At 39.3% G+C, this 22,600-nt stretch carries 25 protein-coding genes and 1 pseudogene; 17 read left to right on the top strand and 9 right to left on the bottom strand.

The window, feature by feature from the left end; all coding sequences use genetic code 11:
• Positions 1-57: 57 nt before the first annotated feature.
• Positions 58-603: a helix-turn-helix domain-containing protein gene (locus L1283_RS25580; RefSeq protein WP_286736609.1), complete on the bottom strand. Its 546-nt coding sequence runs from the start codon at positions 601-603 to the stop codon at positions 58-60.
• Between the two features lie 83 nt (positions 604-686).
• On the opposite strand from L1283_RS25580, the gene L1283_RS25575 reads away from it, so the two are divergent.
• The 5 genes from L1283_RS25575 to L1283_RS25555 all read left to right on the top strand — a co-directional run bounded on the left by L1283_RS25575 (position 687) and on the right by L1283_RS25555 (position 4,370).
• Positions 687-1,427, top strand: a complete 741-nt coding sequence (locus L1283_RS25575) for a TonB-dependent siderophore receptor (protein WP_349681388.1) — start codon at positions 687-689, stop codon at positions 1,425-1,427.
• 2 nt (positions 1,428-1,429) lie between these two features.
• Positions 1,430-2,593, top strand: a complete 1,164-nt coding sequence (locus L1283_RS25570; RefSeq protein WP_070567522.1) for a PepSY-associated TM helix domain-containing protein — start codon at positions 1,430-1,432, stop codon at positions 2,591-2,593.
• A gap of 319 nt (positions 2,594-2,912) precedes the next feature.
• Entirely contained in the window at positions 2,913-3,116 is a 204-nt protein-coding gene (locus L1283_RS25565; RefSeq protein WP_070567525.1) for a type II toxin-antitoxin system Y4mF family antitoxin, read from the top strand.
• Positions 3,116-3,451 (top strand): HipA N-terminal domain-containing protein, encoded by a 336-nt coding sequence (locus tag L1283_RS25560; RefSeq protein WP_286736611.1) that lies wholly within the window; start codon positions 3,116-3,118, stop codon positions 3,449-3,451. The genes L1283_RS25565 and L1283_RS25560 overlap by 1 nt, the downstream gene beginning before the upstream one ends.
• Positions 3,444-4,370 carry a HipA domain-containing protein gene (locus L1283_RS25555; protein ID WP_312352612.1) on the top strand — a complete coding sequence of 309 codons (927 nt, stop codon included), beginning with the start codon at positions 3,444-3,446 and terminating at the stop codon, positions 4,368-4,370. Before L1283_RS25560 ends, L1283_RS25555 begins: the two co-directional genes overlap by 8 nt.
• 106 nt (positions 4,371-4,476) lie before the next feature.
• On the opposite strand, the gene L1283_RS25550 is transcribed toward L1283_RS25555, so the two are convergent.
• The gene (locus L1283_RS25550) at positions 4,477-5,004 is read right to left on the bottom strand and encodes a hypothetical protein (RefSeq protein WP_286848080.1); all 528 of its coding nucleotides are present in this window, start codon (positions 5,002-5,004) and stop codon (positions 4,477-4,479) included.
• Between the two features lie 36 nt (positions 5,005-5,040).
• Complete coding sequence (locus L1283_RS25545) at positions 5,041-5,583, bottom strand: hypothetical protein (protein WP_286727929.1); 543 nt, start codon at positions 5,581-5,583, stop codon at positions 5,041-5,043.
• A 367-nt stretch (positions 5,584-5,950) separates the two neighbouring features.
• Here L1283_RS25545 and L1283_RS25540 point away from each other — a divergent pair, with 367 nt between their 5' ends.
• Together L1283_RS25540 and L1283_RS25535 are read left to right on the top strand one after the other, a co-directional pair.
• Complete coding sequence (locus L1283_RS25540) at positions 5,951-6,667, top strand: hypothetical protein (RefSeq protein WP_429626606.1); 717 nt, start codon at positions 5,951-5,953, stop codon at positions 6,665-6,667.
• Positions 6,668-6,728: 61 nt separating this feature from the next.
• Positions 6,729-7,352 (top strand): outer membrane beta-barrel protein, encoded by a 624-nt coding sequence (locus L1283_RS25535; RefSeq protein ID WP_429626605.1) that lies wholly within the window; start codon positions 6,729-6,731, stop codon positions 7,350-7,352.
• A 65-nt stretch (positions 7,353-7,417) separates the two neighbouring features.
• On the opposite strand, the gene L1283_RS25530 is transcribed toward L1283_RS25535, so the two are convergent.
• Positions 7,418-8,371 carry a LytTR family transcriptional regulator DNA-binding domain-containing protein gene (locus tag L1283_RS25530; RefSeq protein WP_429626604.1) on the bottom strand — a complete coding sequence of 318 codons (954 nt, stop codon included), beginning with the start codon at positions 8,369-8,371 and terminating at the stop codon, positions 7,418-7,420.
• Between the two features lie 358 nt (positions 8,372-8,729).
• Between L1283_RS25530 and L1283_RS25525 the strand changes: the two genes are divergently transcribed.
• The 3 genes from L1283_RS25525 to L1283_RS25515 all read left to right on the top strand — a co-directional run bounded on the left by L1283_RS25525 (position 8,730) and on the right by L1283_RS25515 (position 10,925).
• The gene (locus L1283_RS25525; protein ID WP_429626603.1) at positions 8,730-9,869 is read left to right on the top strand and encodes a hypothetical protein; all 1,140 of its coding nucleotides are present in this window, start codon (positions 8,730-8,732) and stop codon (positions 9,867-9,869) included.
• Positions 9,870-9,874: 5 nt separating this feature from the next.
• Positions 9,875-10,453 (top strand): hypothetical protein, encoded by a 579-nt coding sequence (locus L1283_RS25520; RefSeq protein WP_429626602.1) that lies wholly within the window; start codon positions 9,875-9,877, stop codon positions 10,451-10,453.
• A 145-nt stretch (positions 10,454-10,598) separates the two neighbouring features.
• Positions 10,599-10,925 carry a hypothetical protein gene (locus tag L1283_RS25515; RefSeq protein WP_286727937.1) on the top strand — a complete coding sequence of 109 codons (327 nt, stop codon included), beginning with the start codon at positions 10,599-10,601 and terminating at the stop codon, positions 10,923-10,925.
• 1 nt (position 10,926) lies between these two features.
• Here L1283_RS25515 and L1283_RS25510 read toward each other — a convergent pair whose 3' ends face one another.
• The 4 genes from L1283_RS25510 to L1283_RS25495 form a co-directional block, all read right to left on the bottom strand.
• The gene (locus L1283_RS25510; RefSeq protein WP_429626601.1) at positions 10,927-12,279 is read right to left on the bottom strand and encodes a RagB/SusD family nutrient uptake outer membrane protein; all 1,353 of its coding nucleotides are present in this window, start codon (positions 12,277-12,279) and stop codon (positions 10,927-10,929) included.
• Positions 12,280-12,297: 18 nt separating this feature from the next.
• Complete coding sequence (locus tag L1283_RS25505; protein WP_429626600.1) at positions 12,298-15,468, bottom strand: SusC/RagA family TonB-linked outer membrane protein; 3,171 nt, start codon at positions 15,466-15,468, stop codon at positions 12,298-12,300.
• Positions 15,455-16,864, bottom strand: coding sequence for a TlpA family protein disulfide reductase (locus tag L1283_RS25500; RefSeq protein WP_429626599.1), 1,410 nt, complete (start codon positions 16,862-16,864; stop codon positions 15,455-15,457). Before L1283_RS25500 ends, L1283_RS25505 begins: the two co-directional genes overlap by 14 nt.
• A gap of 119 nt (positions 16,865-16,983) precedes the next feature.
• The gene (locus L1283_RS25495; RefSeq protein WP_429626598.1) at positions 16,984-17,364 is read right to left on the bottom strand and encodes a hypothetical protein; all 381 of its coding nucleotides are present in this window, start codon (positions 17,362-17,364) and stop codon (positions 16,984-16,986) included.
• 672 nt (positions 17,365-18,036) lie between these two features.
• Between L1283_RS25495 and L1283_RS25490 the strand changes: the two genes are divergently transcribed.
• The 4 genes from L1283_RS25490 (at position 18,037) to L1283_RS25475 (ending at position 20,089) form a co-directional block, all read left to right on the top strand.
• Positions 18,037-18,477, top strand: a complete 441-nt coding sequence (locus tag L1283_RS25490; RefSeq protein WP_429626597.1) for a helix-turn-helix domain-containing protein — start codon at positions 18,037-18,039, stop codon at positions 18,475-18,477.
• A 120-nt stretch (positions 18,478-18,597) separates the two neighbouring features.
• On the top strand, positions 18,598-19,329 hold the full coding sequence (locus tag L1283_RS25485; RefSeq protein WP_312747940.1) for a S1 family peptidase: 732 nt from the start codon (positions 18,598-18,600) through the stop codon (positions 19,327-19,329).
• Positions 19,330-19,418: 89 nt separating this feature from the next.
• On the top strand, positions 19,419-19,694 hold the full coding sequence (locus L1283_RS25480; protein ID WP_429626596.1) for a hypothetical protein: 276 nt from the start codon (positions 19,419-19,421) through the stop codon (positions 19,692-19,694).
• 5 nt (positions 19,695-19,699) lie between these two features.
• Positions 19,700-20,089, top strand: coding sequence for a hypothetical protein (locus L1283_RS25475; protein ID WP_312747942.1), 390 nt, complete (start codon positions 19,700-19,702; stop codon positions 20,087-20,089).
• Positions 20,090-20,118: 29 nt separating this feature from the next.
• Here L1283_RS25475 and L1283_RS25470 read toward each other — a convergent pair.
• Positions 20,119-20,284: pseudogene (locus L1283_RS25470) on the bottom strand (IS256 family transposase); the annotation flags it as partial.
• Positions 20,285-20,524: 240 nt separating this feature from the next.
• Between L1283_RS25470 and L1283_RS25465 the strand changes: the two are divergent.
• The 3 genes from L1283_RS25465 to L1283_RS25455 are packed head-to-tail and all read left to right on the top strand — an operon-like array spanning position 20,525 to position 22,284.
• The gene (locus L1283_RS25465) at positions 20,525-21,259 is read left to right on the top strand and encodes a hypothetical protein (RefSeq protein ID WP_312747944.1); all 735 of its coding nucleotides are present in this window, start codon (positions 20,525-20,527) and stop codon (positions 21,257-21,259) included.
• Positions 21,260-21,265: 6 nt separating this feature from the next.
• Positions 21,266-21,802, top strand: coding sequence for a hypothetical protein (locus tag L1283_RS25460; protein ID WP_312747946.1), 537 nt, complete (start codon positions 21,266-21,268; stop codon positions 21,800-21,802).
• A complete protein-coding gene (locus tag L1283_RS25455; RefSeq protein WP_312747948.1) occupies positions 21,790-22,284 on the top strand; it encodes a hypothetical protein in 495 nt (164 codons plus the stop codon). The genes L1283_RS25460 and L1283_RS25455 overlap by 13 nt, the downstream gene beginning before the upstream one ends.
• Positions 22,285-22,600 lie beyond the last annotated feature (316 nt).

Raw genomic sequence — 22,600 nt, 5'->3', positions numbered from 1 at the left:
GCTTGATACAGATACTCAAAAGGACAGGACCAACTCACAGGGTGGTAAACAGAAGATTTAGACTTTTGAAGAACGTTGCACTACTTTTGGTTTTACCCCGAAATGCTTCTTAAAACTTGCTGAGAAATGCGCAGGATTGTTATAGCCTAAAAAGCGTGAAATTTCATTTATAGGCCGGTCTCCTTGTGTAAGTAAGCTCCTAGCTTTTTGCATTCTCACCTTGGTCAAATGCCCATAAATGGTTGTACCATAGCAGAGCTTGAAATATTTCTTTAAATAGTTTTCATTCGTTCCTAATTCAGCAGACAATTGCGATAAAGATTGCGGATCGGTCAAACTATTTTCTACTATTCTTTTTGCTTCCGCCATCAGTTTTTTCATTTCCGGACTAAGGCTATTATCCGTTCGAGACACCGTATTACCAAGTTTATGCTGGTCAAATGTTCGCGCCAATAACTCCATGAGTTTACCAAAACAAAATAAGGATTTCCATTCCTGATCAAGCTCCGAATTGAGCAACTCGGTTATAATCCTTTTCTGCTGTACACTGATCAAAGCCGAATTGTCAAACAGGATGCCCGATCGCGACGATTCTAAAAGCATATGAAGTTTGGCCAGAAAAGGGCTTTCCTGCGTCAAAAATGACTCGAATAAGGAGACCGGAATATTGACTTCAACAAAACTTTCTGCAGGATGTTATACTGCCGCGCTTTGGAGCAGTTTACACCATCAACCCACAGATCAATCTATATGGAACTTACGTAAAAGGCTATAATCCGCAGACAGCTTCGGCACTGGCAAACCCTAATGCCGGAGGTCCATTTGATCCACTCGAAAATGACATGACCGAATTTGGATTAAAAACAGCCTGGTTGGACGGAAAACTCCAGGCAAGTACAGCTATCTATCAGATCAATCAGAAGAATACGCTTTACCCCGCCCCCACTGCCGACAATGCAGATTTAATGGAACAAATCGGAAAAGAAAGATCGAAAGGGATAGAGTTTGATATTCAGGGTCAAATTCTCCCGCACTGGAGTGTTATTGCCTCCTATGCCTACAATGATGCAAAGATTACCGAAGGTGGAAATAATGAAGAACTGAACAGACAAAAACCAAATGCGCCTCAAAATACGGCAAACATCTGGACCAGATTCTCCATTCCTTCCGGAAAAGCAAAAGGCTTGGGAATCGGCGTCGGGGCCAATTATGTGGATAAGCGAAACCTTTCCCTTAACCAGAACCAGACCATCCCATCCTACAGTTTACTGAACGCAGCATTATATTATACCATTGGAAAAGTACAATTGCAGGCCAACTTTAATAATATCACCAATAAAACCCATTGGGTAGGTGGTTACGATTATATCCGTCTATTTCCAGGTGCACCACGTAATTTACTATTTACACTAGGCTATACCTTTTAAGCATGACTTTAAAAAAGATGATCTTGTTTTTACACCGCTGGATCGGATTATTGTCCGGTCTGGTGGTTTTTATCGTAAGCATTACAGGCGCTATTTATGTATTTGAAAAGGAACTATTTGCCCTATTTCATCCAAGTTATGTAACGGTAACGGCACAGAAAGGCAAGAAAATACTTCCCCTTTCCGTCTTAAAGGCAAATGCGCAGCGTGTCACCGATCATACCATTACCATTATCCGTGTTCCTGCTACAGATGATCAACGACAAGTTCATCTATTTGAAGCACTTAAGCGCCGTCCAAAGAACGATGTCGGGGGTGTATTTGTAAATAAAGAAATCATCTATTGGGACCGTATTTTCGTAGATCCCTACAGCGGCCGCGTTTTAGGAAAAATAGACGTTGAGACAAACTTCTTCTGGATTGTAAGGCAGATCCACCAATTCCTTTATCTCCGGCGCGACGTAGGGAGCGCAATCGTAGGGAGCAGCGTCCTGCTGTTTATCATTACACTAATTTCGGGGCTTTTCCTTTGGTGGCCAAAAAATCGGAAGGTAGCTGTAAAGCGGTTAAAAATAGATTTCAGCGCGAAGTGGAAACGTCTCAACTATGATCTTCATCAAGTACTTGGCTTTTATGCATTTTTGTTCGCGATTGTCATCGCATCAACCGGTTTGGTTTGGTCCTTCAAGTGGTGGGAAACTAGCATCTACTGGCTTATGGACGGTAAGCGGCCCAATACGAAAATAGAAGAACCAAAAATTCAAGGCAGCCCGGTGACAGAATCACGTGTAGCACTTTTAGACCTGATATGGTCTGACGTTCTGAAAAAGGACAGTACACATCAGGGCGTTTTGATCAATTTGGTTCCCGAAACTACTCAAGCTAATGTAAATATCTATACGAAAGGAAATACCTGGTGGTCGGCCTCCGATGCCTATGCCTATGATCTTCGGAATGGGAGTGCATACTACAAACGCCTACAAAATGATAAAACACTGGGCATGAAATGGCGAAACTCCAATTACGATATTCATGTCGGAAAAATAGCCGGGTCTACAGGCATGTGGATCGCTTTTGTAACGAGTTTAATCTGTGCCTCTCTGCCGGTAACAGGTTTCTACATTTGGTACGGTAGAAAATTTAAAAAGAAAAAATCACGCTTATAGCATACAGGTTTACAGCCCTCTGGGCAAATAGTTAACGTTCTGCTGTTCAAAAAATTATTTATATTTTACGTCGACTTCATCATAAACTTTTTTCTCAAAATATCCCGCTTATGCTTCACACGATATAACCGCTTGAAACAGAAGTTCCGTCTAAATAACACGACTACCCTTAAAGAATTTCTAAGAAGACTACTGCAAACAACAGAAAGAAGTTTTTTCACCCCGAACGGGTATAAAGTATGTAAAAAATATAAAAATTATACCCGATACAGTATAATTTAAGAATATTTACTATATTTATATCAGATAGGGTATAATTATGGATTCATTACGCGTGTTTGTAAAACAGAAACGAAAAGAATTAAAGCTAACACAGGAAGATTTAGCTGCGAATGCTGGAGTCGGCTTAAGGTTTGTGCGTGACCTCGAGCAGGGAAAAAAAACATTACGTTTAGACAAAATAAATGACATATTGGCGTTATTCGGTAAAGAAGTTGGTGTAATTGATCAAATTAAAGAGTGATGGCACGCGAAGCAAAAATATACTTTCATGATGACTTGGCTGGATTTCTAATTGAGACAGATCATGGTTATTCATTTAGTTATGATAAGAATTATCTAAAAAAAACTGATCCACAACCTATCAGTCTAACTTTACCGATTTCCGAAAACACTTATTATAGCAATATATTATTTCCGTTCTTTGATGGATTAATTCCTGAAGGATGGTTATTGGAAATCGGTGAAAAGCATTGGAAACTCAATCCCAGAGATCGTTTTGCGCTGTTGATAAACCTATGTCGAGACACTATAGGAGCAGTTTCTGTTTATCCGATGGAGGCGGAAAACGATGGCTAATTGTTTGTTTTGCTATAAACCAGTTGAAACAGGAGACTATCATACAGCATGTTCAAGAGTGTTTTTTGGAACAACTCAAGTTCCCTATTTGGAGTTGGACCAGGAAAAATTGAAAAAATTAGGCGAAGTTACTGTAGCTGAGCGATTGGCAATAACTGGCGTACAGCCAAAAATATCACTCAGTCTAAATGGAGAAAAGGGCAGTAAGCGACTTACCTTAGTTGGTCTTTGGGGAGATTATATCCTGAAACCTCAATCAAAAGAATATCTACTCATGCCAGAAGTAGAAGATCTAACGATGCACCTCGCAGCGTTATTTAAGATAGAAACAGCAAAACACGCATTAATACGAACTTCCACAGGAGAACTGGCCTACATTACAAAACGATTTGACCGTAAGAAGGGCAAAAAAATCCACGTTGAAGATTTATGTCAATTATCGCAGCTTATGACCGAGCAAAAATACAATAGCTCTTATGAACGCGTAGGAAAAATCATCAAGCAATTTGCTTCCAACACCGGATTAGATGCAATCAAATATTTTAGGCTCGTACTGTTTAGCTTTTTAACTGGAAATAACGACATGCATCTCAAGAATTTTTCACTCATGCATACGAATCATGGTGTTTTATTATCACCAGCATATGATCTCATCAATGTTAACTTAATCTATCCAAAAGATAAGGAAGATATGGCTCTCACATTGGGTGGTCGTAAACGAAAAATAAAACGGTCAGATTTTAACCAGCTTGCGCAAAGCTTGGGAATTCCTGAACTGGTCAGAGACAATATATATAAAGACTTCAGGAGAAATGCTGATAGAGTTAAAGAAATAATTGATCACAGCTTTCTAACAGATGATTTCAAAGAAAAATATGTTCAAATTGTCCACACTAAATTAAAACAGATCGAACTATAGAAAAGAATTTAGTGATCATGAGTGAACTACTATTTACCATCCTCTTTATTATGGCTTCTACTTTAGGTGTTTCACAATCCTTGACTAAGGAAGCCACTGCTAGCTGTTAGCCAGCCCCGAGCTCTTCAGCCAGCGTTTGTAAGCCTTGATTAGCTTCTTCAAATCGTTTAAGTTCGACCGCATAAGATTCAGTAACGGTTTCGAGCAAGACACTTCCCGCGGTAAAGTCAACATAAGCCATCACCGTATCACCCCCCCACATCCAATCAAAAATCAGGGCATAACCCTCCAAAACAAAGCGTTCCAATTGTTTTAAAAGAGCCAGCATCGGCAATATTTCAAGATAGTTTTCACTGAAGTTCAGTACGGCGAATGTCCAGTGTTGCTTTTCCTCATCGTAATACTCCTTCGCGCCATAAAATTGATCCTTGAGCAGATTATCGAAGACTTCACGAATGCGCGCCTGTGAATAACTTGGAATAATTTCCAACGTTGTTTTGCTGTACATCTGCCGACTCTCCCACCACTGCGACCAATTATCATCTTTGTTCGGGGAAATCGGTTTAGAAGAAAAATACTCGTTTAATCTCGATTTTTCTATTTTAATACTTATGTAAAGGCTATCCAGTTCCATACGATTATTCTAAGCTATTCTTAACTTTTTTAAACGTTACCAGCTCGACAGTTTGATTTTACCATCGCTATCAAAATCCGAATTGTCCGTCACCCTTTTGAGGTTCAGCTGCTTTAATGACAAGCCTTCCTGCAGAGGCACCCCTGTAGACTTTATCCGAAATAAGGGATATGATAGTGGCTTCTCGTTCCATTCCAGCACAAACTCGTATCCATCTACGATCTTTTGTTGGTCATCTGTTTTGATGATCAAGATATTGTGAAAGGTTTGCTCCGGCTTAGCCATATCGCTATCTGGTGAGATACCCCTTGCCTTATAGGTGGCGATAAACTTATAATAATGGTACTTGCCATTTATGGGGTTGAATACTAATTCGCGGCTGTTGTTTTCTTTGATCAAAGCTGAAAAAGACTGCTCAAAATCATCCAGTAACTTGTAATTAAAATCGGTATTGATCTTATTAGCGACCAATATATAGGTCTTTTCATCTTTACCGGCACTATTTCCCTTCGCTTGGTTTTGTGCAGCAACCGAATAACAAGTAAACCAGCCTAATAATAGGACTATTAAATATCTCATCCTACTAATTTATTAAAATTCAAAGAATATTCCTTAGCTGGCCAGCAATCATTTCATTTTTCGATTTTTAGGTGACATAAGCGGAAAACTTTTACACTACTCCAATAAATTTTCCAATCGCTTATCATGTATTGGTCAATCGGGAGCCATTATTCTCGCAAATGCCCAATCATTTGTGATCAAAATGCAGCTTTTAGTATCCGGGGTTAGCTATTAACTTATATTTATTAAATTTGTAGCATTACGCATATTATTTCCGTTGGCAATAGTATAGTATCAAAATAAATTATGAAAAGACCTATTTTAACGAAATGCGCAGTTTTATTGATTTTCCTTTAATAGGTCTACTGACCTATTCTATATTATTATGCTGAACATATTTCAAAAAGTAAATAAAGGGCAATGGTTGCTCTTTATCCTACCATTCTTTCTATTTGGGTGCGAAAAAGATGAGTGCGATGGCACCACCTGTGCGCAGAATTGTATTGTACTATCGGGAGTTGTTGTGGATACTCCTGCGAACAAATTATTATCTGATGTAGAAGTAGGAATTTCTTTCCAATATTACAGTTCGTTCCTTAAACCATCTATAAGTTTGGGGAAAACAAAGACAGATACCAAAGGCAAATATAGTTTTCGATTTGATGCCAGCAAATACCTATCCCGAGAAGGCTTTTTTATAGTTAGTGTCAAAAAGAATGGTTATTATCTTAATGCATACCATCCAGATTCCTATCAAAGCGTAGCTTCTTATGACTTGGACGAGCTCAAGTATGATACGCCAACCGATGAACGAATAATGCTTTTTAAAAGGGGTGAAATGGAGTTGCATCTCAAAAATGTCAAAAAACTCGATTTGAAAATGCTTTCGGTTAGCTATGGTCCAGAGAAATTCAATACTGGTTTTTCTATCGCTCCTGTCCCTCGTGATTTGGATACCATCGTTAGGGTAACTATTCCTGCCGATATGGAATCTGTATTAAAATGGCAAGGCTACAATGGACCGAACCCCTTACAATTCGACAAGGCCGCCACTGTTAATTCAGAAAAAGGAAGCTTTACACGCTATCAGTTAGATTTCTAGTGAGAATTAGCGCCAATTAAAAAGAGAAAACAATTATAAAATCTATCATCATACATTCAATATGCTTAACAAATTACTTTCCAGGATATTTCTTTCCGTTTTAACTTTATCAGCAACCGGCCTCTATGCGCAGCAAAACAATAGTGGCAGTTATGAGATCGAACTTTCTTTTACTCCGCTAGCAGAGCGTACTATTGGACCGCGGAAGAGCGCTTTTGGAGCAGGTAGCGACGCCAGTAAGAATTATATAGTCGGGTTGCTCCGCGTAGGCTATCACTATAATGAAACATGGTCTTTTGGTGTTGGTCTGGGCTATTCCCATCAGAACATTACGACAACATCAGGAATAGTCGATCCATCGGTGGAGCGGATGCAATATTCCTCGGAACTTTCTATTTGGGAAGTCCCTTTAGATGCCAGGGTAAAATTTTTGAAATATCTCTACGCAAATGCGGGACCGATGTTACACTTCCAGCAGAACGCAAATAGTTATGTAGACAAACAGCATGGCATAGGTTTCCATATTGGACTAGGCGCAAAGGTGCCATTATCCCAACAGTTTGCCGTCACGCTTTTTCCACACTACAAAATGTACTCCCTCATCCCTTTCCAATCGGGGAGAAATTATGATCGTGTGCGGGTTTTAGGAATTGGTATTGGCGTGAATTATAGAATTGCTAAATAGTAATTGCTTTTTCGCATGGGAAATCCCGATTTTAAGCAATATGTTCATAGCGATAGAAATCGAGCCTATTTCTTATCAAACCAACGTTTAAAATCAGCAGCATGGTAACGGCTTACCAATATATCATCTTGCTTCTCAAAAGACGGCTTTAGTTCAATCGTTAATATACCATTTTCTAAAGCACGATATTCTTTAATGATACTCCGATTAACGATATAACGCCTGTACATCAGGTAATATTGATTATGGTCGAGGACCTTCATCAATGTCTCGAGGCTGTAGTTGTGTGTATATTCCTTACTACTCGTCAAGGTCAGGAGCTTTTTATCATTCGCCGAGCTTTTGATAAAGGCAATGCCGTCAAGTGCGACATAGTTATCTTCATAACCGTATTTCACCCCAAGACAAGGAGCAAGCTTGATCGCATCGGAAAGGTCCTCACTCCGCTCATCCTCCAATTTCATTTGCAGTGTTTCATAACTTACAACTACCTCCCTGAGAGCAGCCAACTCAAGTTCTGCCTCTAAGTATTGATCTTTCACAAATCGGGCAAATCGCATAACGTATATCACCAGAAATAACATGTTCAAGATGCTAATAAACAATAACACAAACCTAAATTCGTTGCGCATGTAAGGTATGATAGCCCCCCAGCCTTTTGCAGTGAAAGGAAAAAATACCAGCATCACAAAAACCACTGTAAGTAGTGCAGGCAACAGCAGTCCGTAGAGAATTTGCCTGATCAGACGAGGCTTAAAATCTGTCAGCCACGATAATCTGCTATCCATATACCGATTAAAAATATGTGCCCCACGAAGCACAGCCATAACGATCAGCGAAGAAAGAAACCAATAGAGATAAAATTTGGGCATTGCATACCTCGCATCAAAAACAAGAAATTTGTTGGGCGAACAGAAAAAATTACCCAACAAAACAGCCAACAATAGCTGAACCCTAATCGGGATGTAGTTAACCTGAATCTCGGAATGAAATTTCTCAATAAGTTTTTTAGTTTGCATAAAGTTTAATCGGTTAAGGCAAACTAAAATAAAAATTTTTCGGATAAAAAATTAAAAATAGCGTTGCAGGATTCCGTCAAAATTTACGGAATCCTGCTTTATTTTGCATTCCTACTTAAATACGCACCACCATTCGTGCTATAATTTTATTTTTATGTCCTCACCAAAAATGCACCTTAAATAGTCATTAAGCAATATATAAGCAATCTATCCTTTACCGTTCATCCCATTTCAGACATTTTAGCTTGCCTTCGAAGAAAGACCTTGTTAATTTTATAACAACACAATTAATTAATGGATAAACAATGTATTAAAATCATTTGGCATAGACCAAATGACCAGTTACCCTAAAAAATAAATGATGAGAAAATTAAGAATAACCTATGGACATTCTTTTTATAGTTCCTCGATAGAACAGTGTTTCTATTGCGAACGCCACTTGAGTGACCATAACAACTGGACCAACCTCCAGCGGTGCAATGACCTATTTCGTCCATCGACGAAACTAAGCGGCAATAAGATCAGGGTTGTCGTATGCCATACCTGCCAAAGAGCCAAATCACGGCTTGAACCCGAAGAGTTTATCGAAATACTGCAAGCCAGCTTTGACAGAATACAGGAGTTTAAATATATTGCTGTATCGCATATCCAGACCATCATCAGCAATATTCTTTACATCCTGGACCATCTGGAGCCTGATCTCAACGGACGGAATCTTACTGTGCTCAAGAGAACGAACTCTGAAAACCCTCAATTAAAGTACCAGGCGGTGTCCAGCCCCCTTTCTATCCAACCGAACGCATCGCAGATGAATACAAGTCTGACTTGCTATTACTGCAATACAGCATTGGACATCTCACGGCAAGATCCCAGCCGTCAGATCACCCGCGATCATGTACGCCCTGCTTCCAAACACCCCGAATCGAGACAAATTGTGTTCAGCTGTCATAGCTGCAACAACAGCAAGGCGAATGATGAGCCTGAAATTTTCCTAGCAAAACTAAAAATTGCCAATACCCATAAACAGAACTATAAGAAAATACCGTATCATCTGCTCAGCACTATTATTGTTAATCTACAAGATTTGATCCATAAATCCCTGAAGCCTTTTGCTCCATACCCGGTACTAGCCATCCTCCAACGCTACGACCTTTCGCTCCTGCGACAACAGCTTCACGGTAAAAATCGGCAACTTTGGCTCGAGCGGATTGATGACTACGCCTTGCTAGAATTGCTCTTGCTTTGTCTCGGTGCTCAAAACAATCGTTCGCAGGATGGCTTAGCACATGATGCCGCTTTTTTTAACATCACACTTTGGCGAGAGCGACTTGAACTTGCCTTGGAAATCGGATGGATCTCGGCGTTCTACCGCATCGATACGATCGATTTTCACGCGCTGATGGAAGAGCAGGATTTTGATCAATTTTATATTCTAAGCGATCGGGGCCGCGCGGCCCTACAGCTGGAGACAGTCTGTAGTCAACAACAAAAAAAATAAAATTAATGGAACATAGTGGATCATATCAAAAGCTTATCAAACATTTAGAATCCTACAGAAGGCTCACTGAAAGCCAGGAAAATATCTTACGCAAGCTGATTACTGTCAAATACTGTAGCCCGAAAGAGGTGTACCTCGAGCGAGGTGGTATCGCCAAACATATCTGCTTTATCCATACTGGTTATGCTTTGGGCTATGAGCATATTGACAAGGAATTCCGACTATCCCGTATCTGGCAAGAAGATCAGATTATCTTAAAGACCGATAGCTTACTGGCCTTCCAGCGTAGCGAAATGAATATTATCTTTCCAGAAGGCGGCAATATCATCGAGATCCCTGTTGAACATCTCTTACAAGCGACAGAACTAATCCCTTTTTTCCATTATCTGCTCCTGCAAGAGCTCAAATATTACCAGCAGCAGGAAAATTTATTCAGATTAAAAAACAGCAGAGAATTGATACGCTGGTTTCATCATCACTATGCTGATATTCGGTTTAAACTCACCGATCTTCAGATCGCCCAGTTTCTGGGAATCACACTCAGGTGGTACAATCAGAACAAAAATAATCCTAGCTTGGAATAAAAACAGCAGAAATAGGAAAAGAAACTCAACAGTTAGGAATTAATGTCCGCACTATAAGAATTAATGCTATAGTAATTCCTTGCTGACGAGTCTACCTTAGTATCATAATCAAAAACATACGATTATGATGAAAAATAAATTCGCAGTGAAGGCATCACTCTTCACTTTAATCTTGGCAATGCTCGCAATCGGTACGTATGCGGCAGTTGCAGTGATGAAGAAAAATGTATCACCTGAAGTAAAAGCGTCTACGACGTATTATTACAATGGTCCGTCCACCAATTTATCTACGAATGTAATGGACCCCACAAATTGGAGTCCATCACAAAATTCGAGTTTTACATGTGGACAACCGACTGACATTCCTTGTAGTTTAGATGTTCCATCTGACCAAAGTATTGACGAACATCTTGATAATCTAGGCAGTCTGTCAGCTGTCCAAAGCGCTGCTCCTTCGCGAAGAAGCAAATAACTCAACGTGGGTTTTGGGTAATCCCCGATTGCTCAATCACTTTCTGAGGTATTAAAATGTTCGCGCGAGAATCATTCGGTGGCAAAAGATATTCTTTTCCCCGAATGGTTCTTTTTAATGTGATACCTGCCCCCAACCTATTGAGGCGCTTTACATCGCCAAACCGTATACCACGCCATAACAATTCTTTTCTTCGCTCACATAAAACCTGATCCAGCACCGTAGTCTCAGGCACTGGGATCATTTTGTCAAGCCTATAACTCAAAAACTCCTGCAAGGTACTGCTTGCTTCATTGATTTTTCCTGTTCGGGCAGCACATTCCGCCCGGATGAGATACATTTCAGCAACCGTGGGTCCACAGAAGGTACCACCGCCGCCGCCGCCATAATCCCCCCGGAATAAAAGGGCGTCATCTTTTTTATTAAAGAATAAGGATCTCCTCAAATCTCCCTCCCCATAGCTTTGATAGAGCATACTATCCATACGGCTCACGTCGATGCTAATGGAATAATATGCCGTTGTCAGAAAACGGGGATAAATGATTTCAGAATTGTTATTGACATTAAAAGGGAATTTCTTTCCACCGTCAACCTGATGATAATCCAACAGTTTAAAATTTGATTGGATGCATTTTTCAGCGTATACTCTGGCCTTTTCATAATTTTGCATATAAAGATATACGCGAGCCAAATAGGCCCATGCAGCAACCTTGCTGGCCCAATAAATATTGCTCTGCTGATCCGGCAATAGCGCCTCTGCTTTTTGCAGATCTTCGACAATAAGATCAAAGGTTGCCTTTAGCGATGCCCGGACAGTCTTTTCGTTAAAATCATCGGTCACTTTAAGCGGAAGCCCCAGTGTACTTTCCGCCTGCTGAGGATCAAATCCAGCACACCACACCTGCGCCAGTTCATAAAGATTGATTGCTCTATTGAAATACCCCTGCCCTTTGACATCAGCTGAACGAGCGCTGATACCATTTTCCTTTTCAAATGCTTCCACACCATGTATGGCAACATTCGCTCTATATATATTTCCATAGGCCAAAGACCAACCTCCACTACCATCACATTCCTGGATCATGGGACTATCTTCCAAGCGGTAAAGGTCGCGGTCCGTTTGACAAAACAAAGCATCATATTCATCATCAGGAAGATAATGATCTACCGACATTACTTCACCTTCGGGAACAGCCAAGCTATTATTAATACTGTTCATGAGCGCCCGATAATCTTCCAATGAAGTGGGAACTGCCAGTTTGCTATCCGATTTAACATCCAAAAAAGATGTACAACCGGTAGAGCCAAGCAACAGCAGGATAAAAATGGAAATTAGAATAATTGTATTTTTCATGATAAGTTCATTAAGCATTTAAAAACTAATGCGGCATCCAAAGGACCACTGCCGTGGTGGACTGATTGCATTAAAGCGATTTTCGTATTCAGGGTCAAAATCCTTCTTTGTAGCTTTCCATAAAAGTCCCACATTTTCGACATTCAAAAACAAGGTCGCATCGATCTTGCTCTGCAGTATCTTCTCCAAGTTGTATTGCAGATTGACATATTGTAATCGAATATTCGAAGCAGGTTCGATCAGCACAGAGGCATTGCGGTAGTAGTTTTCCCGATTAGTATTTAGCGGATAGATCATTGCGGGTACGGAAGTTTTGTTTTCATCGCCTGCTTCTTGCCACCGCAGCTCATAGTCTGCATGCGTTATATTCTGCGCAAAGAGAGCACTATAGTCTATGCTCCGGGAGCGGATATAATGCCCCAATTTATAGAGCAAACGAAAGTCTACTGTCAGCTTTCTGAATCGAATGCTGCTCCCCGCAGAACCGAACCAACGCGGCAGTGTCGGCCCTTCGTACACCATATCTTCCAGCGTTGTATTATTATATATTTGTCGGTAATCTTTGGACTCTACCCCATCCATATAACCGATGGGATTTCCGTCTGTATCAAGTCCTTTCCAAGGGTAAGCGAAAAGCGAATAGACAGGTTTGCCCACGATACCTGCAATCGTACGTTCATTGATAAAATTCCGTCCAATGGCATTGTTCAAATAATACTTTTCCACTTTGTCGGCACTTCTGCTGAGATTTATCTGAAACCTAAGTCCCCAATCACTTCCTTCCAATGCGTTTACTCCGATGGCAAGATCCAGCCCCGAAGCTTTCATTTTTGCCGAATTGCGCACAACCGTGGCACCGATTCCAGCTGTGGGATCCATTTCATCCAACCCGTAGAGATCGCTTCCTTTTTTTGCGTACCAATCGAAGGTCAGATTGAGCTTATTTTTCCAAAGCATAAGATCAGTCCCCAGATTTAATGTCGCTATACTCTCCCATTTCAATTCGGGATTAGCATACGAAGCAAATGTGGCAATCGGAAAATTGTTCAGCACATTGCTCCCGATATATTGGATCGTATTGACCGACGCCATAGACGGATCCACATTACCACTGAAACCATAAGTAGCGCGCATGGTTAACTTATCGACCTGACCTTTATTTTCCATCGCTTTCCAGCTTGCGCCTACAGACCAAAGCAGGTTCCATTTATCATTGGTCCGCAGTCCAAAAAGGTTGGTCGCATCACGCCGTACACTGCCTGATAGATTAACCTTGTTTTTATAAGAATAGACTGCATTAGCAAAGACCGAAAGATAGCGGACTTCTGTCTGCGACAAAGATTGACCATTCGGAATCGTATTAAGTCCACTTGTTGCCAAATCGGGAAAACGCGAGGTATAATCAACGTTCGCAAAGGAAAGGGTCGTCGGATTATAGCCATAGAAACGAGATGACTCCCCTGCCCCCTTATTCATGCGGCCCTCGAAACCCAAGATCCCCGAGATTCCGTGAACATCTATAGTACGGTTAAAATTGAGCTGTAACCTCGCGTTGTGGGCAGTCTGTCGTGCTACAGACTGATCCAGAACTCCCCCTTTGGGTATGTGGTAGGTGACGACACCTGTTGAACGGTCAATTTCCGAAAAGGAATTGACTAGGTTACGGCTAAAATAACTATCCGGACCATGCAGATTTTTACCATCTGTACGATCGAGCATCAGGTTATATTTGAGATCAATGCTTAATGATCGAGAGACATCATATTTAAGCCCCGTATTCCAATTCACAATCCATTGTTGACTACCGTTATCCTGATGACGGTAATCGGTCAATGGATAATAGTTCCAATCAAGGATATAACCTTCCTTCGCCATCCGATCCACATAATCGTTGTTACGCTGTGCAATGCGAAGAGGAATTCCATGATCATCAGCGAAAGTAGCATAAGGATAAAGCTCATAAGTTGACATCTTAACATCACCATATGCAGGCATCCCCGTCGACGTATTGAAATGGATAAGGTTAAGATCCATTGACAGAAGCATATCCTTACGGATCTTCAAGGCGTTATTGAGTTTGTAGGTCAACCTCTCACTTCTATTTTTTGTCGACCCAACCTCCTTATCGTATCCCAGCGAGGACATCCAAGCAAATTGACTGCTTCCACCATTGCCCTGTAAGTGATATTGCTGAAAGAGTGAATTGCTATAAAAATGTTTTCGGTATTCATCGCGTACATCTAAACCGACGAGACCAGCTTTCAGGTTGTCATATTCCTCTTGGCTTATTTTCTGCTTTTTCAACCGGTCCAAAGCTTCCACCACTGGGCTCAAAGGCAGCATGGCACTGCTGTTAATCCGGCTATTGTAATAGCCCTTATTGAACAGGAATTCTTCCACCCCGATAAAGTCCGGCGTCGACATCAGATCTAACCTATTCAAATCTGGAGGAGCACCCGTTTTTATCGCTGTAGAAAAGCGAAAGCGCTGGCGCTGATTAAATTGTCCTTTCTTGGTCGTTACCACGATCACCCCATTACCGGCACGCACGCCCCAAATCGCTGATGCCGCAGCATCTTTGAGCACCGTGACATTTTCAATATCTAGCGGGTTAATATCATCAAGATTTCCTTCGTAAGGAAAGTTGTCCACGACAACCAAAGGATTCTTTTCGGCTTTAATAGTGCTTAAGCTTCTTACCATCAATCGGTTTGCCGAAGTACTGTTATTGTCCAACATCACACCATTCGCTAATGAAGGCAACATTCCAGTAATACCGCGGCCTATCTGTTGTTCAAGCTGCTGTTTGCTCACGCTGGAAAAGGATCCTGTCACACGATCTTTTGGAATACTTTGATAACCTGTATTAATAACCACTTCATCGATCATCCCATGCTTTAAAGCAAGTGACACCGTCAGCTCAACATGCTGCCGATCTGCTTTGACGAAAATGCTCGTATCCTGATAAGCGATATGTCGAAAAGTCACCTGCTGGCCACCTATCTTTTCGGCAATTGAGAACCGTCCCCTATTATCCGTCTTTGCTTTAGCGGCATCCTTTATTACGATGTTTACATCCTTAATAGGCAATCCAGATTCTTTATCCAATACTGTTCCGCTTAGTTGAGCTCGAGCGGATGCCGCAACCAAAAGCATCAGCAAAAGCCAGATTATTCTATTTCTTGCCATCTTTTGGATTGATTAAGTTCAACATGTCTTTGATATGTCCGTCTGTTACACTAAGGGCTAGCGTCAATCCGATCAGGTCGCCACGTGGCCCTATCCATACATACCGGGGGTAGATATAGTTAGGAAACAATTGCTGAAGGTAATCCTCTTCGATGATGGACTGGAATTTTCCTGACAGCGAGCGTTCGGCAAGTCGATCCTGAATCTTGGCAATATTTGTATAGGTGTCTTTTGTTTGTGTTGGATTGACATAGATAAGCTTTGCATCAGCGGGAAAACGGCTGAACAACTCATCTTTTTCTTTCATCTGTCCCAGACATATAGCGCACCATGTTGCCCAGAAATCCAACACCAATAATTTCCCACGGTAAGCTTCGAGCGTCTGCCGGGTGGTATCGCCATTGTTGTAGACGAGGTATTCCCTTTCCCAAAATTCTTCGGGCAGCTTCTGACCGATAAGCAATGGATTCGCTTTAATAAGCCCATCGGCCCCGCTGTCCTTGCGGGGCGTCTGAGCTGATAAACTAAACATAGAAACTAAACATAAAAACAAGCATGTCAAAATCATGCGATAGGCACGCGTATAATATGCAACGAATAAAAAGCATTTTAAAGCCCGCTGAACAACTGGACCTATCAATCCAAGCAAAGCATTGGCTCGAAACACAAAAGCCTTACAGATCGACTTAAAGAACCTTAAAACAGATCGTTCAGATTCTACTCCATAAGTCAATCTAAAATCTCCCACCTTTTGAAAAGCTCGCTTTTGTTGTGTGGGCCTTGTGCAATCGTTTAGTTGTCCTTGTGTATAACAAGGGCTTAGCAAGGGTGAACCTAGGGTCGCGCTATAGTCAAGCTTGTGTGTTTCTTGTGCCAAGCTATAGTCGACCATTACCAGATTAATTCCTGCCGAATTTTTACATTTCATCGGATTTTCATCGAGTCTGCATCGGGTTTTGATCGGTGTAGCCCGATGAGATCCCGATGAAAACTCGATGCCAATAGCATGAAAGGCAGAAGTAGGGGCAAAGTTGGTCAGGCAAAAGTCCGAAGAAGGTGATATCTCTTCCCCTCTTCGGCTGACCTTTGGCTCAGCTTCGAGACTTCTTCGGGACCTGTTCGAGACAGGCTTGGCACACCTTCGGCTCGGCTTCGGCGGGGCTTCGAGTACGCTTCGACTCCTACCCGAAGCGCAGTCGAACAACATTCGAAGCGTTCCCGAAGAAGAGGCGACGCTGGTACGACGCAGTGTCGAACGATCCTCAAACAAAAGCCGAAGGCTGCCCGAAGAATCAGCTTTTTTTACAAGGTTCTGAGCGCTAATCGTACAGCGCTTTTTTAGCAGGATCGAAGTACCTTTGAAGTACGTTTTTCCTTGTCTAATTTTCTTACGCAAATTTTGCGTAATTAGTACTATATCTGTGCTTAAGTAGTGCTTCACAGGTACTTGAAATATATAGGTTATATAGCCCTTAAAAAAGGCTAAAAATTTCAGGGTTTTCATTATTTAGTTTGTTAGTGGTTATTCGATAACCGACCGAAAAATTCAGCGACTTTCTTGCTCAATTCTAGCTCTTTTCCGATGCGCTCTTCAGCTTCTGCTGACAGCTGCATTTTACGTAGGTCTATATTGCGATAATTGGCGACATTGTAGGCGATCAACACCCGATACAATGCGGTTGCAAATTCTTGCATTTCCTCATCTTTCAAGAGCCTATTCACTCCTGCGCCACCATTAAGATACGTGCCCAACAGCTGCAATATATTAGCAGATACAGTCTCTAGCGCATAGCAATTCCAGAATTCCTCAATCTCCTTTATAGGGTTATAATAATCCTTATGGACTTCATAGATCAACCAATCAAAAGCAAATTGTAGCACTAAAATCCTTTTCATTTTTCAGTCTGTAATCTTTAACCGAAAGTACATAGCATCCCCTCCCCGATCGAAATCAGCATTTTATTGGGAGCCGATGTTACTCAGTTCACATTAGTAATAATTAATTCATTCTGAGAGCCAGATCGCGTTTGAATGAGGGGTCAAAAAGGTGTATAATATTGGCGTTACGCGGTCCATGGCAAGAGAAGCCAAATCTAATTTGGCCAAACCAGCCGAGCTACTCGGGGGCAGTGATGATGTTTTTTGATTGTTGCTTTTTGTTCATAACTCGTTTGTTTATAAAAACGAGTCCCTTAGCAGGTATCAGAAATGGCAATGGCGCGACATCCAACCTACCGTCTGTGCGGCCGTGAGAAGCCGATGGAACGAGTAAGCGGACGCCGCGCCATTGCTGACGGGCGTTTTGATCCACTTAATCGCCTTGCTCCATTTGAAATTTCTCACGTTTCACAGACAAGACTCATAAGTGCAGCCACCTAAGATGGTGCAAATGTATTGTTTTAATCTACTAAAGACAAATAATTCATTTTAAAAGTGGCTTTAGACTATGTATAAAGCTCATTTTATCGACAAATAATCGTATCTTTATATCAAAGGTAAGGAACCAATTATTTACAGCAAAATGGTAAAATACCGGTAAATTACCGAACTTATTAAAATCTATAAAAAATGGGCGTTGCATTTCAAGAAGAGAAAATACACGAAGGAAAAAATCTAAAGAGAATTCGTGAAATCATGGGTATAAAACAGGAGGCTTTAGGACAAAAATGCGAAAGCAAATTTGACCAGCGACGCATTTCTGAGTTTGAAAACTCCTGGACTATTTCAGAACCAGCCTTAAAGGAGTTGGCTGACGCTTTAGGGGTAACTATCGAATTTATTCGTGCCTTCAATGAAGAAAAGGCTATTTATTATATACAACATAACCAAGATTCATCTAAGCAAAACAGTCTTAATCACTTCCCTAAAATTACTTATGAATCTGACAATAAATTGGAGGCACTTTTAGAAAAACTCGTGCAGGACGACGCTGTAAAAACTCAAGCCATTTTGGATTTGACTAAAGTGGTTGCTGATTTGACGGATGAGGTAAAGAGATTGAAGAACTAAAAACTAAATTAACAAGTTTGGAGAAGTTAGAGTCTTTTCAAAATAAAAAATCCAATCATTTCCTTATAAAAGCAGACTTTTTCAGTACACTTTATAAGACTTTAAATAACTCGTATCAATATGTTTGAAACATTAGCAAGAGCCACCTTAAAAATAAATTGCGGAAATAGCACCGGATCTGGTTTTCATTTTCTTAACGAAAAGATAATTATCACTAATTGCCATGTAATAATGGAAGCTGTCATGAAGGGACAAAGCATAACAGCAGTAACCGAAGAAAAAGATATCTATGAATTGAAATTGTTATCTTACTCTTCTCCGAATGAATTTGATTTTGCTATACTACAACTCTCTGGAGAACTAAAAAGAGAACGAACTATTTTGCAACCAAAAATTCAAAATTATTTAAAGCGTGGAACGGAAATCTGCTTTAGCGGTTATCCTCATGGAATTAACGATTTATTAGTTCATAGAGCCGTTATATCGGGGCCATTTGCAAATCATGGTTTCTATATTGATGGGTCAGTAAATGGCGGTAATTCTGGGGGACCTATTATTGACAACTCTGACGGTACTGTTATTGGGGTTGTTACTCAAAGAAGATTTTTAGGTGCCATTGAGGCTAAAAATATTGAACAGCGCTCCGAAGAACTTAAACAATATTGCAACTCTATAGCAGGCAGAGGAAGTGTACAGCTAATGGGAATTGACTTTGGGCAATTCGCTCAATTAATGGCAGAATCTTTCCTACTGTCGCAAAAAATAATCCAATCAAATGCAAATACTGGTATAGGGATTGGATTTAAAATAGAATATGTGGTCGAAGAGTGCAAAAGATTAAATTTATTGTAATTGCAGTGCAAAAATAAATGGACCCTACTTAATAGACCGAACCAATGAAATATAAGGGGTACTGAAAGAAAATACATGAGAACAAAATTATGAATGATAAAAAAATAAATCTCGAAGGGGTAATCCAACATTTAAACGAAAAATGGGGTAACCGCCCCTGTCCTATGTGTGGATCGAACAGTTGGAATGTCTCTGATAATGTTTATGAATTAAGAGAATTTCATGGCGGAGATCTAGTATTAGGGAATGGTCCGATTTTACCTGTCATTCCTGTTACTTGTAATAATTGTGGTAACTCAATACTCGTAAATGCATTAATGTCTCGAGCTATAGAACGACCCGTTGAAGATACCTCCAAAAAGTGATAAAAATGAGCAATAACCAGAATAACTTTAATGTTTCCCAAGAGTTTGAGATTATTCCACATCAAAAAGGTAAAGCGTATCCAATTGGGGTAAAAGAGTGGGATTTTATAAAAAATAAGGTAAAGGAAATTAAAATTGAAGTAAATAATTTCATTCAAATCGCCTATCTTCTTTTAGGAGCAAGCGTATCTTGCTTAATAACAATTTTCGCTACGGAATTTAAAACTGACAGTTCTAAATACCTTGTCTATTCGATATTTGGAATTACATTGGTATGTGGTTTACTATCATTATATTTTGCGAAAGAAAAACATAAGCAAGAAAGTGCAAAACCAAATGAAATCATCAATCAAATGGAGTTAATAGAATCTCGATTTGCAAATAAGGGTAGTTAATAGAGACATTTTTTTTAATGGGCGGGAGTGGGCATCTTCCATTTTTTCGAAATATCCTTTACGATTAGATACATCAATTTCATTAGCTCCTTTAGACTTAATGATTTTGAGTACCTGACGGCGCATTCCCTCGATCGGATTTTTGGTTTATATAATCTTGCGAACCTAATCCTCGTACTCAAAGAAAGTAGAAAGGATCGATAGTCAAGTATGTCCATTATTGCTTACAAATACTTTAAAAGCTTGCAATGGAACCAAACTCCTAAGTAGACAAATAAGAAGGATGAGAATGTGAGGTTTATTTATTGTATGAGATCATGGCAAATTGATTTATGAAGCATCCTCAAAATATTTAATTAATATTTTTCGTTAACTTTTGTTAATTCCTTGTTATTTTGGCTTAAAAAATGTTATTTTGAACAACACGATAAAAACATGTCAAACAAATTCATTTCAAAATACCAGTGTGCTGTTTTTGGCAACTTTGATGAAATAAGTGCTACTCCTGAAATAGTTAAGATTATGGTTGAAAGTTTTATGGTAAAACAATTATTACCAACTCAATATCAGGAGCAATCTATAGCCGTAAGTAAAGATCAGATAAAACACGAAACGAAAGCTAGAATCTCATTAAAGTCTTTTGATCAAAAATTTGAAATCAGATTTTTACCAGACCGTTGCGACTTTTTATACACTGATTTTATCGATGAAAATAGTTTTACGGTGGAAATGTTTGTATCTAAAGTTAAAGAATATCTGTCAATAGTTAGTGAAAAATTCACTAAACTCTATAATAGAATAGGTCTTGTTGTCGAGTCATATTATGATAATATTTCGTTGGCAGATACTATTAAGAATTTTAATACTCCGATCGAATCTTTATCTGAATCTAATTACGTAGAATGGTCTAATAGAATTGTCATTAGAAAAATTTTAGCGACAATTGATGAACCTTTAAATCATAGCGTAGAGAACAACTACATGGAGGGAGAAATTACTATTCGTCAAAAAAGTAAGAATTTTAAAGGTTTGAGGAATATAATAGATATTAATACTTTAATACAAGATTCTTCAAATCGTTTCGATTATCAAAAGGTATGCATTTATCTTGATGAGGTAATTCCCATTTACAAAAAATTACAGTCAGAAAATTCCCAAATAATTGTATAAACATATATGAGTATCACATTACCAAACTTTAGTTCGACATCAATTATTAGCTCAACTGAACGTCAAGATGGTGTTGTTATTAATATTAATGAAGAAAATAAAAAATTCATAAATTATATCGAAAATAAAGTTCAACCAATATTTTATTCTTTAATAAATACAGATGATTTGGACTTGGATGTAATGACACCAGCCGAAGAAATATTGAGAGAATTATTATCCCAAAATTTCAGTGCTACAATTACATGGTTTAATGACTTCTTCGTAAGTATATATAATTCGGACAAAATGTTATTAAACATTTTAAAAATACTTGGTAATTTGGAAGAATATTTAGTAAAAAAATTTGCTATAGTCATAGCACTCTCTGGTTTTAGCCATAAAAATATGGAAATTAGAGAAATGTCAATACGAGCTTTCGAAAATTGGGGATCAATTGATAGTTTAACCACATTAAAAAAACAATCTTTAAGTCCTGATTGGCTCGATGAATATAGATTAGAAGTAATAAAAAATATTGAGGAAGATTTATGCCTATCTTAGTTAGACGAATATCAAGGTCTAAATGGGAATCTTACGACTATGTTAATAGTGATAATCCTCCAGCTGATGCTATAACAAACTGTCTAAGAACTCATGATAATGAACTTTCTACTTGGAAAATTGATAATTTAGATGAATTAGAAAAGGCTATATTATGTTTGATTACAGGAAGTAAGCAAGAGAATTTAAGTACAATTCATATTGTATACTTTGATATTAACCTAATAGGAGAACATGGATTATCTATAAAGGAGTCTATTGGAGATACTGTTATCTCCGAATACAATAATAGCCATTTTGATGTAACAAGTTTAGATTACCAATCATTAGGATCTTTTAAAAATTTAATTCTATCTTGCTTAAGATCTGGTAATGTTAAAACTATTACAAGAGGGGAGTTAAAAAAAATACTAAATAAGGCTAAAGACGATAGAATTCTTGACGAATCACTTTTGAATCCAACCTATCAATCAAATTTATGATATATTTTTTTTCTAAAAATTAAATTTGGACTTACAACCAATTGTAATTAACTTTGATTCAGCGCTTAAACATCAGAACATCTAAAAAAAGAAGAGACATCTTTTTAATGGAATCATATTATCTCTTTGGTTCTTCAGCACCACTGAAACTATCTTCGATAGTTTCAGTGGTGCTGAAGAGGAAGAAAAAAAACAATCGTAAGGTACAGATACAGGTGGGGGGGGGGGGGGTATGAGGAAGGGGCCCCCCCCGCATTAAGTAAAAAGAACACCAAAAAAGATTTTTATTATAAAAAAAAAATAAAAAAATATATTT

Origin of the sequence: Sphingobacterium sp. HSC-15S19 (assembly GCF_050433745.1) — a bacterium.
GTDB lineage: Bacteria > Bacteroidota > Bacteroidia > Sphingobacteriales > Sphingobacteriaceae > Sphingobacterium > Sphingobacterium siyangense.
The sequence above is the reverse complement of the archived record's forward strand: the minus strand, read 5'-3'. Positions and strand labels throughout refer to the sequence as shown.